Source organism: Heyndrickxia sp. MSNUG, from assembly GCF_049532715.1.
Taxonomy (GTDB): Bacteria; Bacillota; Bacilli; order Bacillales; family Cytobacillaceae; genus Mesobacillus.
Genome location: NZ_CP150978.1, coordinates 91,797 through 103,509, shown reverse-complemented (window position 1 = coordinate 103,509; position 11,713 = coordinate 91,797). Strand labels below are relative to the sequence as shown.

General features: G+C 48.7%; 4 protein-coding genes, 9 tRNA genes and 4 rRNA genes. All 17 read right to left on the bottom strand.

The genetic code is table 11. The annotated features are described in order from the left end of the window. Positions 1 to 105: 105 nt before the first annotated feature. The 17 genes from AABM38_RS00545 to folK all read right to left on the bottom strand — a co-directional run bounded on the left by AABM38_RS00545 (position 106) and on the right by folK (position 11,713). A 16S ribosomal RNA gene (locus AABM38_RS00545) occupies positions 106 to 1,656 on the bottom strand. A gap of 183 nt (positions 1,657 to 1,839) precedes the next feature. Beyond that, positions 1,840 to 1,915 (bottom strand) — tRNA-Ala (locus tag AABM38_RS00540). An 18-nt stretch (positions 1,916 to 1,933) separates the two neighbouring features. Further along, a tRNA-Pro gene (locus tag AABM38_RS00535) sits at positions 1,934 to 2,010 on the bottom strand. Positions 2,011 to 2,027: 17 nt separating this feature from the next. Beyond that, positions 2,028 to 2,104, bottom strand: a tRNA-Arg gene (locus AABM38_RS00530). Between the two features lie 23 nt (positions 2,105 to 2,127). Next, positions 2,128 to 2,216, bottom strand: a tRNA-Leu gene (locus AABM38_RS00525). 10 nt (positions 2,217 to 2,226) lie between these two features. Next, a tRNA-Gly gene (locus AABM38_RS00520) sits at positions 2,227 to 2,301 on the bottom strand. 22 nt (positions 2,302 to 2,323) lie between these two features. After that, a tRNA-Leu gene (locus tag AABM38_RS00515) sits at positions 2,324 to 2,408 on the bottom strand. A 14-nt stretch (positions 2,409 to 2,422) separates the two neighbouring features. Further along, a tRNA-Lys gene (locus tag AABM38_RS00510) sits at positions 2,423 to 2,498 on the bottom strand. A gap of 98 nt (positions 2,499 to 2,596) precedes the next feature. Continuing rightward, a tRNA-Thr gene (locus AABM38_RS00505) sits at positions 2,597 to 2,672 on the bottom strand. Positions 2,673 to 2,689: 17 nt separating this feature from the next. Further along, positions 2,690 to 2,765 (bottom strand) — tRNA-Val (locus tag AABM38_RS00500). 18 nt (positions 2,766 to 2,783) lie between these two features. Beyond that, positions 2,784 to 2,899, bottom strand: a 5S ribosomal RNA gene (rrf, locus tag AABM38_RS00495). Between the two features lie 74 nt (positions 2,900 to 2,973). Beyond that, a 23S ribosomal RNA gene (locus AABM38_RS00490) occupies positions 2,974 to 5,908 on the bottom strand. Between the two features lie 286 nt (positions 5,909 to 6,194). Next, positions 6,195 to 7,745, bottom strand: a 16S ribosomal RNA gene (locus tag AABM38_RS00485). The 16S, 23S and 5S rRNA genes sit together here with 9 tRNA genes alongside, the layout of an rRNA operon. A 517-nt stretch (positions 7,746 to 8,262) precedes the next feature. After that, positions 8,263 to 9,747 (bottom strand): lysine--tRNA ligase, encoded by a 1,485-nt coding sequence (lysS, locus tag AABM38_RS00480; RefSeq protein ID WP_423408701.1) that lies wholly within the window; start codon positions 9,745 to 9,747, stop codon positions 8,263 to 8,265. 237 nt (positions 9,748 to 9,984) lie between these two features. Beyond that, the gene (gene dusB, locus AABM38_RS00475; protein WP_423408700.1) at positions 9,985 to 10,989 is read right to left on the bottom strand and encodes a tRNA dihydrouridine synthase DusB; all 1,005 of its coding nucleotides are present in this window, start codon (positions 10,987 to 10,989) and stop codon (positions 9,985 to 9,987) included. 41 nt (positions 10,990 to 11,030) lie between these two features. Continuing rightward, positions 11,031 to 11,234 carry a helix-turn-helix transcriptional regulator gene (locus AABM38_RS00470; protein WP_335378568.1) on the bottom strand — a complete coding sequence of 68 codons (204 nt, stop codon included), beginning with the start codon at positions 11,232 to 11,234 and terminating at the stop codon, positions 11,031 to 11,033. Beyond that, complete coding sequence (gene folK / locus AABM38_RS00465; protein ID WP_423408699.1) at positions 11,186 to 11,713, bottom strand: 2-amino-4-hydroxy-6-hydroxymethyldihydropteridine diphosphokinase; 528 nt, start codon at positions 11,711 to 11,713, stop codon at positions 11,186 to 11,188. The genes AABM38_RS00470 and folK overlap by 49 nt, the downstream gene beginning before the upstream one ends.

Genomic DNA, 11,713 nt, shown 5'->3' with positions numbered 1-11,713 from the left:
TCCCTCAAAACTAAACAAACAAGCGGTCAACTGTACGAATCCTAAGATTCGTATTCATCAGATCCGAAGATCTGAGTTCCGATTGCCAATAGGCAATATCCTTAGAAAGGAGGTGATCCAGCCGCACCTTCCGATACGGCTACCTTGTTACGACTTCACCCCAATCATCTGTCCCACCTTAGGCGGCTGGCTCCATAAAGGTTACCCCACCGACTTCGGGTGTTACAAACTCTCGTGGTGTGACGGGCGGTGTGTACAAGGCCCGGGAACGTATTCACCGCGGCATGCTGATCCGCGATTACTAGCGATTCCGGCTTCATGCAGGCGAGTTGCAGCCTGCAATCCGAACTGAGAATGGTTTTATGGGATTGGCTTCACCTCGCGGCTTCGCTGCCCTTTGTTCCATCCATTGTAGCACGTGTGTAGCCCAGGTCATAAGGGGCATGATGATTTGACGTCATCCCCACCTTCCTCCGGTTTGTCACCGGCAGTCACCTTAGAGTGCCCAACTAAATGCTGGCAACTAAGATCAAGGGTTGCGCTCGTTGCGGGACTTAACCCAACATCTCACGACACGAGCTGACGACAACCATGCACCACCTGTCACTCTGTCCCCCGAAGGGGAACGCCCTATCTCTAGGGTTGTCAGAGGATGTCAAGACCTGGTAAGGTTCTTCGCGTTGCTTCGAATTAAACCACATGCTCCACCGCTTGTGCGGGCCCCCGTCAATTCCTTTGAGTTTCAGCCTTGCGGCCGTACTCCCCAGGCGGAGTGCTTAATGCGTTTGCTGCAGCACTAAAGGGCGGAAACCCTCTAACACTTAGCACTCATCGTTTACGGCGTGGACTACCAGGGTATCTAATCCTGTTCGCTCCCCACGCTTTCGCGCCTCAGCGTCAGTTACAGACCAGAGAGCCGCCTTCGCCACTGGTGTTCCTCCACATCTCTACGCATTTCACCGCTACACGTGGAATTCCGCTCTCCTCTTCTGCACTCAAGTTCCCCAGTTTCCAATGACCCTCCCCGGTTGAGCCGGGGGCTTTCACATCAGACTTAAGGAACCGCCTGCGCGCGCTTTACGCCCAATAATTCCGGACAACGCTTGCCACCTACGTATTACCGCGGCTGCTGGCACGTAGTTAGCCGTGGCTTTCTGGTCAGGTACCGTCAAGGTACCGGCAGTTACTCCGATACTTGTTCTTCCCTGACAACAGAGCTTTACGACCCGAAGGCCTTCATCGCTCACGCGGCGTTGCTCCGTCAGACTTTCGTCCATTGCGGAAGATTCCCTACTGCTGCCTCCCGTAGGAGTCTGGGCCGTGTCTCAGTCCCAGTGTGGCCGATCACCCTCTCAGGTCGGCTACGCATCGTCGCCTTGGTGAGCCGTTACCTCACCAACTAGCTAATGCGCCGCGGGCCCATCTGTAAGTGACAGCTAAAACCGTCTTTCAGCTTTTCCTCATGAGAGGAAAAGGATTATCCGGTATTAGCTCCGGTTTCCCGAAGTTATCCCAGTCTTACAGGCAGGTTGCCCACGTGTTACTCACCCGTCCGCCGCTGATCTTCAAAAGCAAGCTAATGAAGATCCGCTCGACTTGCATGTATTAGGCACGCCGCCAGCGTTCGTCCTGAGCCAGGATCAAACTCTCCAAAAAAGAGTTATGAGTTAGCTCATAATTTAAAACGTTGGCTAGTGATCATCTATATAATAGAAGTCACTATAATATTGTTTGTTGACGCTTGTTTGTTTAGTTTTCAAAGAACAAGTTACCGACCAAGTCATCAAGTCAGCTTTAATATACTAACATGATTGTTTAATATGGTCAATAAGAATTTTATGGTGGAGCCTAGCGGGATCGAACCGCTGACCTCCTGCGTGCAAGGCAGGCGCTCTCCCAGCTGAGCTAAGGCCCCATATAATATTAGTAGAAATGGTCGGGAAGACAGGATTCGAACCTGCGACCCCTTGGTCCCAAACCAAGTGCTCTACCAAGCTGAGCTACTCCCCGATAAAGAGAAAATATAATGGCGCGCCCGAAAGGAGTCGAACCCATAACCTTCTGATCCGTAGTCAGACGCTCTATCCAATTGAGCTACGGGCGCATTATAATTTATTAATGAATAAGTGGTGCCGAGGACCGGAATCGAACCGGTACGGTAGTCACCTACCGCAGGATTTTAAGTCCTGTGCGTCTGCCAGTTCCGCCACCCCGGCTAAAAACTTTTGGAGCGGAAGACGGGATTCGAACCCGCGACCCCAACCTTGGCAAGGTTGTATTCTACCACTGAACTACTTCCGCATATATATTGTTTTAGTGAAAATGGTGCGGGTGAAGGGAGTCGAACCCCCACGCCTTGCGGCGCCAGATCCTAAGTCTGGTGCGTCTGCCAATTCCGCCACACCCGCATATAAAGTTGAAATGGTGAGCCATGAAGGACTCGAACCTTCGACCCTCTGATTAAAAGTCAGATGCTCTACCGACTGAGCTAATGGCTCGTACATGAAGTTATCCTGGCTGCACAGTGACCTGCTCAAAAGACCTCCGGTCTTCCTCGCATCTTTCCGCTGAAGCCTATTCAAGGATGTTAGAAAGATGGTGCCGGCGAGAGGACTTGAACCCCCAACCTACTGATTACAAGTCAGTTGCTCTACCAATTGAGCTACACCGGCATGGTTTAAAAATATAATGGTGGAGGATGACGGGATCGAACCGCCGACCCTCTGCTTGTAAGGCAGATGCTCTCCCAGCTGAGCTAATCCTCCATTAAATTGTATCAAACAGCCCGGCGGCGTCCTACTCTCACAGGGGGAAACCCCCAACTACCATCGGCGCTGAGAAGCTTAACTTCCGTGTTCGGTATGGGAACGGGTGTGACCTTCTCGCTATCGCCACCAGACTATTTTGTTTGAGGTTTGTTCCCTCAAAACTAGATAATGTGTAAGAAGAATTTAGAAGAACGAGTAATCTATTTTGGTTAAGTCCTCGAACGATTAGTATCAGTCAGCTCCACACGTCACCGCGCTTCCACCTCTGACCTATCAACCTGATCATCTTTCAGGGTTCTTACTAGCTTGCGCTATGGGAAATCTCATCTTGAGGGGGGCTTCATGCTTAGATGCTTTCAGCACTTATCCCGTCCGCACATAGCTACCCAGCGATGCCTTTGGCAAGACAACTGGTACACCAGCGGTGCGTCCATCCCGGTCCTCTCGTACTAAGGACAGCTCCTCTCAAATTTCCTGCGCCCACGACGGATAGGGACCGAACTGTCTCACGACGTTCTGAACCCAGCTCGCGTACCGCTTTAATGGGCGAACAGCCCAACCCTTGGGACCGACTACAGCCCCAGGATGCGATGAGCCGACATCGAGGTGCCAAACCTCCCCGTCGATGTGGACTCTTGGGGGAGATAAGCCTGTTATCCCCGGGGTAGCTTTTATCCGTTGAGCGATGGCCCTTCCATGCGGAACCACCGGATCACTAAGCCCGACTTTCGTCCCTGCTCGACTTGTAGGTCTCGCAGTCAAGCTCCCTTGTGCCTTTACACTCTGCGAATGATTTCCAACCATTCTGAGGGAACCTTTGGGCGCCTCCGTTACTCTTTAGGAGGCGACCGCCCCAGTCAAACTGCCCACCTGACACTGTCTCCCGCCCCGATCAGGGGCGCGGGTTAGAATTTCAATACAGCCAGGGTAGTATCCCACCGACGCCTCCACCGAAGCTGGCGCTCCGGTTTCTCAGGCTCCTACCTATCCTGTACAAGCTGTACCAAAATTCAATATCAGGCTACAGTAAAGCTCCACGGGGTCTTTCCGTCCTGTCGCGGGTAACCTGCATCTTCACAGGTACTATAATTTCACCGAGTCTCTCGTTGAGACAGTGCCCAGATCGTTACGCCTTTCGTGCGGGTCGGAACTTACCCGACAAGGAATTTCGCTACCTTAGGACCGTTATAGTTACGGCCGCCGTTTACTGGGGCTTCGATTCAGAGCTTCGCTTGCGCTAACCCCTCCTCTTAACCTTCCAGCACCGGGCAGGCGTCAGCCCCTATACTTCGCCTTGCGGCTTCGCAGAGACCTGTGTTTTTGCTAAACAGTCGCCTGGGCCTATTCACTGCGGCTCATCTAGGCTATTCACCCAAATGAGCACCCCTTCTCCCGAAGTTACGGGGTCATTTTGCCGAGTTCCTTAACGAGAGTTCTCTCGCTCACCTTAGGATTCTCTCCTCGCCTACCTGTGTCGGTTTGCGGTACGGGCACCTTTTATCTCGCTAGAGGCTTTTCTTGGCAGTGTGAAATCAGGAACTTCGGTACTATATTTCCCTCGCTGTCACAGCTCAGCCTTCACGCAAGCGGGATTTGCCTCACTTGCAGCCTTACTGCTTAGACGCGCATATCCAACAGCGCGCTTACCCTATCCTACTGCGTCCCCCCATTGCTCAAACGATAAAGAGGTGGTACAGGAATATCAACCTGTTGTCCATCGCCTACGCCTTTCGGCCTCGGCTTAGGTCCCGACTAACCCTGAGAGGACGAGCCTTCCTCAGGAAACCTTAGGCATTCGGTGGATGGGATTCTCACCCATCTTTCGCTACTCATACCGGCATTCTCACTTCTAAGCGCTCCACCAGTCCTTACGGTCTAGCTTCAACGCCCTTAGAACGCTCTCCTACCACTGACATCAAAGATGTCAATCCACAGCTTCGGTGATACGTTTAGCCCCGGTACATTTTCGGCGCAGAGTCACTCGACCAGTGAGCTATTACGCACTCTTTAAATGGTGGCTGCTTCTAAGCCAACATCCTGGTTGTCTAAGCAACTCCACATCCTTTTCCACTTAACGTATACTTTGGGACCTTAGCTGGTGGTCTGGGCTGTTTCCCTTTTGACTACGGATCTTATCACTCGCAGTCTGACTCCCACGGATAAGTCTTTGGCATTCGGAGTTTGTCTGAATTCGGTAACCCGATGAGGGCCCCTAGTCCAAACAGTGCTCTACCTCCAAGACTCTTACAACGTGAGGCTAGCCCTAAAGCTATTTCGGAGAGAACCAGCTATCTCCAAGTTCGATTGGAATTTCTCCGCTACCCACACCTCATCCCCGCACTTTTCAACGTGCGTGGGTTCGGGCCTCCAGTTGGTGTTACCCAACCTTCACCCTGGACATGGGTAGATCACCTGGTTTCGGGTCTACGACCACATACTCATTCGCCCTATTCAGACTCGCTTTCGCTGCGGCTCCGTCTTCTCAACTTAACCTTGCATGGGATCGTAACTCGCCGGTTCATTCTACAAAAGGCACGCCATCACCCATTAACGGGCTCTGACTACTTGTAGGCACACGGTTTCAGGATCTATTTCACTCCCCTTCCGGGGTGCTTTTCACCTTTCCCTCACGGTACTGGTTCACTATCGGTCACTAGGGAGTATTTAGCCTTGGGAGATGGTCCTCCCAGCTTCCGACGGGATTTCTCGTGTCCCGCCGTACTCAGGATCCACTCAGGAGGGAACGAAGTTTCAACTACAGGGTTTTTACCTTCTCTGACGGGCCTTTCCAGACCACTTCATCTACCCCGTTCCTTTGTAACTCCATGTAGAGTGTCCTACAACCCCAAGAGGCAAGCCTCTTGGTTTGGGCTATGTCCCGTTTCGCTCGCCGCTACTCAGGGAATCGCGTTTGCTTTCTCTTCCTCCGGGTACTTAGATGTTTCAGTTCCCCGGGTCTGCCTTCAACACCCTATGTATTCAGGTAAAGATACTGTTCCATTACGAACAGTGGGTTTCCCCATTCGGAAATCTCCGGATCAAAGCTTACTTACAGCTCCCCGAAGCATATCGGTGTTAGTCCCGTCCTTCATCGGCTCCTAGTGCCAAGGCATCCACCGTGCGCCCTTTCTAACTTAACCGTTTGACAATAAATTGTCGTGGTTGATTCTCTATTAAATAGAGAGAAAAACTAAAATGGCGATCACTCGGTTTTTCTTGGTTCTTCTTACTTACGATTATCTAGTTTTCAAGGAACAAAAAAGCTTTGAGAGAATTGTTTCGAATCCTACCTTACGGTCTGATCCTCACAGTAAAGATTGCTCCCTCAAAACTAAACAAACAAGCGGTCAACTGTACGAATCCTAAGATTCGTATTCATCAGATCCGAAGATCTGAGTTCCGATTGCCAATAGGCAATATCCTTAGAAAGGAGGTGATCCAGCCGCACCTTCCGATACGGCTACCTTGTTACGACTTCACCCCAATCATCTGTCCCACCTTAGGCGGCTGGCTCCATAAAGGTTACCCCACCGACTTCGGGTGTTACAAACTCTCGTGGTGTGACGGGCGGTGTGTACAAGGCCCGGGAACGTATTCACCGCGGCATGCTGATCCGCGATTACTAGCGATTCCGGCTTCATGCAGGCGAGTTGCAGCCTGCAATCCGAACTGAGAATGGTTTTATGGGATTGGCTTCACCTCGCGGCTTCGCTGCCCTTTGTTCCATCCATTGTAGCACGTGTGTAGCCCAGGTCATAAGGGGCATGATGATTTGACGTCATCCCCACCTTCCTCCGGTTTGTCACCGGCAGTCACCTTAGAGTGCCCAACTAAATGCTGGCAACTAAGATCAAGGGTTGCGCTCGTTGCGGGACTTAACCCAACATCTCACGACACGAGCTGACGACAACCATGCACCACCTGTCACTCTGTCCCCCGAAGGGGAACGCCCTATCTCTAGGGTTGTCAGAGGATGTCAAGACCTGGTAAGGTTCTTCGCGTTGCTTCGAATTAAACCACATGCTCCACCGCTTGTGCGGGCCCCCGTCAATTCCTTTGAGTTTCAGCCTTGCGGCCGTACTCCCCAGGCGGAGTGCTTAATGCGTTTGCTGCAGCACTAAAGGGCGGAAACCCTCTAACACTTAGCACTCATCGTTTACGGCGTGGACTACCAGGGTATCTAATCCTGTTCGCTCCCCACGCTTTCGCGCCTCAGCGTCAGTTACAGACCAGAGAGCCGCCTTCGCCACTGGTGTTCCTCCACATCTCTACGCATTTCACCGCTACACGTGGAATTCCGCTCTCCTCTTCTGCACTCAAGTTCCCCAGTTTCCAATGACCCTCCCCGGTTGAGCCGGGGGCTTTCACATCAGACTTAAGGAACCGCCTGCGCGCGCTTTACGCCCAATAATTCCGGACAACGCTTGCCACCTACGTATTACCGCGGCTGCTGGCACGTAGTTAGCCGTGGCTTTCTGGTCAGGTACCGTCAAGGTACCGGCAGTTACTCCGATACTTGTTCTTCCCTGACAACAGAGCTTTACGACCCGAAGGCCTTCATCGCTCACGCGGCGTTGCTCCGTCAGACTTTCGTCCATTGCGGAAGATTCCCTACTGCTGCCTCCCGTAGGAGTCTGGGCCGTGTCTCAGTCCCAGTGTGGCCGATCACCCTCTCAGGTCGGCTACGCATCGTCGCCTTGGTGAGCCGTTACCTCACCAACTAGCTAATGCGCCGCGGGCCCATCTGTAAGTGACAGCCAAAACCGTCTTTCAGCTTTTCCTCATGAGAGGAAAAGGATTATCCGGTATTAGCTCCGGTTTCCCGAAGTTATCCCAGTCTTACAGGCAGGTTGCCCACGTGTTACTCACCCGTCCGCCGCTGATCTTCAAAAGCAAGCTAATGAAGATCCGCTCGACTTGCATGTATTAGGCACGCCGCCAGCGTTCGTCCTGAGCCAGGATCAAACTCTCCAAAAAAGAGTTATGAGTTAGCTCATAATTTAAAACGTTGGCTAGTGATCATCTATATAATAGAAGTCACTATAATATTGTTTGTTGACGCTTGTTTGTTTAGTTTTCAAAGAACAATTTGTTTTTCGTCGCTCCGTTAGAAGCAACTCTTATATATTATCAGGTTCAAAACCCGATGTCAATAAGTTTTTTTGTTTTGTTTGTTGCTGGCTAAGTAGCTCGTAGCAACAGATATAAATATAGCATCTTTATAAACCGATGGCAATAGGTTTTTTCGTTTTTTATTTACAAAATAAAAGAAAGATTATTCATATTAATGTGTTCAAATATGTTCACTTTAATCATCAAGTTTTTGAGCTAATCTATTTCTTACGCCACTGATTGTTTGGCTTCTGCTCTAATGTAATAAATAGATATGTGTTAGTGATCAAAGACTATCTGTATTTTTAAATTGCAGGACAGCCGCCCTCCCCAAAATGACAAAAGGCAAAGCAGCCAGGGCCGCTTTGCCTTTTAAAATCTATTAACGGTGGCGCATTAACGGGAATAACAGTACGTCTCTAATAGAAGGAGAATTAGTCAACAGCATGACCAAACGGTCGATACCAATTCCAAGTCCTCCTGTTGGAGGCATTCCATATTCTAATGCTTCGATGAAATCATCATCCATTTCATGAGCCTCATCGTTACCTTGTTCTTTTTCTTTTAGCTGTGCTTCAAAACGTTCTCTTTGATCAATTGGATCATTCAGCTCAGTAAATGCGTTCGCATGTTCCCTTGCCACGATGAATAATTCAAAGCGGTCAGTGAAACGTGGATCTTCGTCGTTCTTTTTAGCCAAAGGAGAAATTTCTACTGGATGGCCGTAAATGAATGTAGGCTGAATCAGGTGTTCTTCTACTTTTTGCTCGAAGAACTCATTTACAATGTGGCCATATAGCATAAGTTCAGTCACTTCTACTCCGTGTTCTTTCGCTAGTGCGCGAGCTTCTTCTGTGCTCATCTGATTCCAGAAGTCTACTCCCGTATGTTCTTTGATTGCATCGACCATATGAAGTCTCTTCCACTCCGGTTTAAGGTCAATTTCATATTCGCCATATTGGATTGTTGTTGTTCCTAGTACATCCTGTGCGATATGGGCAACCATGTTCTCAGTAAGGGACATGATATCACGCCAGTCAGCGTAAGCTTCATATAGCTCAAGCATCGTGAATTCAGGATTGTGTCTTGTCGAAATCCCTTCATTCCTGAATACTCGGCCGATTTCATAAACCTTTTCAAGGCCGCCCACAATCAGGCGCTTAAGGTGAAGTTCGATTGCGATACGCATGTAAAGCTGCATATCCAGTGCGTTATGGTGAGTGACGAATGGACGTGCAGAAGCTCCGCCGGCAATAGAATGCATTAGAGGCGTTTCAACTTCAAGATAGCCTTGTCCATCTAAATAACGGCGCATTGATTGGATGATGCGGCTGCGGTTGATGAAAGTCGTTTTGCTTTCATTGCTTGTGATCAGGTCAAGGTAGCGCTGACGGTAGCGCTGCTCTACGTCCTTAAGTCCGTGGAATTTTTCTGGAAGCGGACGTAACGCCTTTGACAAGAAGATAAAGTTTGCAGCTTTAATAGAAAGCTCGCCAACCTTTGTTTTGAAAAGAGTTCCCTCCACGCCGACGATATCACCAAGGTCAGCTGTGTCGAAAATCTCGTATTGCTCTTCTCCTACTGCATCCTGGCGAATGTAAATCTGGATTTGGCCAGTAAGGTCCTGTAAATGAGCGAAGCCCGCTTTTCCTTTGCCGCGCTTAGTCATGATCCGTCCAGCTATTTTTACCGAAACATTCTTAGCTTCGATTTCTTCTTTTTCTAATTCCCCAAATTCGCTGATCAGCTGGTCAGTCAGGTGCGAGCGCTCGAAACGTTTACCGAATGGATCCATGCCCTTTTCACGCAATGAATTCATCTTGTCTCTTCTGACTCTGAGCTGGTCATTCAATTCTTCATGACTCATGTCGCTTTCACTCCAATATATAAATAAATTTATTATGTAATCCTAAGTAAGTTTGAATGGATACTTTTATTATTTTACACAAACTATCCGATTCAGACATTAAAAATCTCAAAATCCCTACAGTTTTCCATAGGAATGATAAAAAATGTGCTAAATAGAATAAAAACTGCCAGTCTTATCCACTGGCAGTTGCATTAATAAAGGTATTATAGGAAATGTGGTTTGGAATGTCAATTTTTATCCAACCTGGTGAGCATTTTCCTCGCTAGCAGCTTCTACTTCATCAGCGAAGTTTGTCAGCACGCCAACAAGCTCGTCTCTCGTGCTGCATTCATTGACCTGGTTGCGGACTGTACCGTTGCCGCGAATGCCCTTTAAGTACCAAGCAGCGTGCTTGCGCATTTCACGAACAGCGATATGTTCATTCTTCAACGCAATCAAGCGGTCAAGGTGAAGGATGCTTACATCGATTTTCTCGCGAGCAGTTGGCTCACCCATCAATTCGCCTGTTTCCAGGAATTTAACAGTACGGTAAATCATCCATGGATTTCCGAGTGCCGCGCGGCCGATCATGACGCCGTCTACTCCTGTTTCATCAAGCATTCTTTTCGCATCCTGAGGTGTTTGAACATCACCGTTGCCGATAACAGGAATATTCACTGCCTGCTTTACATCACGAATGATATCCCAGTTTGCATGTCCTTCATACATTTGCACCCTTGTACGTCCGTGAAGAGCTACCGCTTTACCTCCAGCACGTTCAACTGCCTGAGCATTTTGTATAGCAAAAATGTGATCCTCATCCCAGCCCATACGCATCTTAACGGTAACTGGTTTTTCAACAGCATCCACTACAGCAGATACCATTTCATAAATCTTGTTAGGGTCGAGCAGCCATTTAGCGCCTGCGTCACACTTAGTGATTTTCGGAACAGGACAGCCCATGTTGATATCAATGATATCCGCATTTGTATTCTTATCCACGTATTGCGCCGCCTGGACAAGTGTATCCTTCTCACCGCCGAAAATCTGAAGGCTAAGAGGCTTCTCACGCTCATCTATATATAACATATCCAATGTTCTATCATTTTTTGAAACGATTCCTTTATCACTAACCATTTCGGCACATACCAATCCCGCGCCAAATTCTTTGACTGTAAGGCGGAATGCAGAGTTGCAGACGCCAGCCATTGGTGCAAGGACGACCTGGTTCTTCATTTCAATATCACCAATCTTAAGCATGGTACCTCTCCTTAAATCACCTTGAATAATTTATATAAACATTACTGCGGGCTTAATTCATCTAGAGTGACATCAAGGAATTCCGCTATTTTACCGATCAAGCTGTCATCAGGCATCCTGTTGCCTCGTTCGATTTCACCTATGATCGAAACTGATATCCCCAGCTCTTTTGCGAAGCTTTCTTGCGTAAAACCCTTCAGTTTTCGATAAGCGCGAATACGTCTTCCCCATTTTTCTGCTTCCATATTCGTACTCCTTCTTTATCAGGTATACTTTGTAAACAGGTTTCCAGAGGCTTCTCCATTGTGGGAAGCATGATGGTTGGGTTCATTTCTATCAAAGGAAGGATTACAAACGCGCGTTCGTCCATCCGAGGGTGCGGAATTGTAAGCTTCTCTGTTTCAATATTTTCTTGATTATACAGCAAAATGTCAAGGTCCAATGTTCGTGGACCCCAACGGATTTCCCTTTTCCTGCCAAGTTTTTCTTCTATTTTCAAGCATACATCCAGCAGCTCATACGGATGTAAGTTGGTAGAAACTTTGACAGCCATATTTAAAAATTGATCCTGGTCCGTGAAGCCTACCGGATCTGTTTCATATATGGAAGAAGTATTTACCACAGAGATTTCTTCGTGGCCTTCAAGGAGGAGAATAGCTTTTTTCAAATATTCATACCGGTCACCCATATTGGACCCCAATGCTATATACGCCTGATTTTCCAC

Bases quoted from the DNA above. Each gene is read 5' to 3' on its own strand.
- lysS (WP_423408701.1), bottom strand. From the start codon at position 9,747: ATGAGTCATGAAGAATTGAATGACCAGCTCAGAGTCAGAAGAGACAAG.
- dusB (WP_423408700.1), bottom strand. From the start codon at position 10,989: ATGCTTAAGATTGGTGATATTGAAATGAAGAACCAGGTCGTCCTTGCA.
- AABM38_RS00470 (WP_335378568.1), bottom strand. From the start codon at position 11,234: ATGGAAGCAGAAAAATGGGGAAGACGTATTCGCGCTTATCGAAAACTG.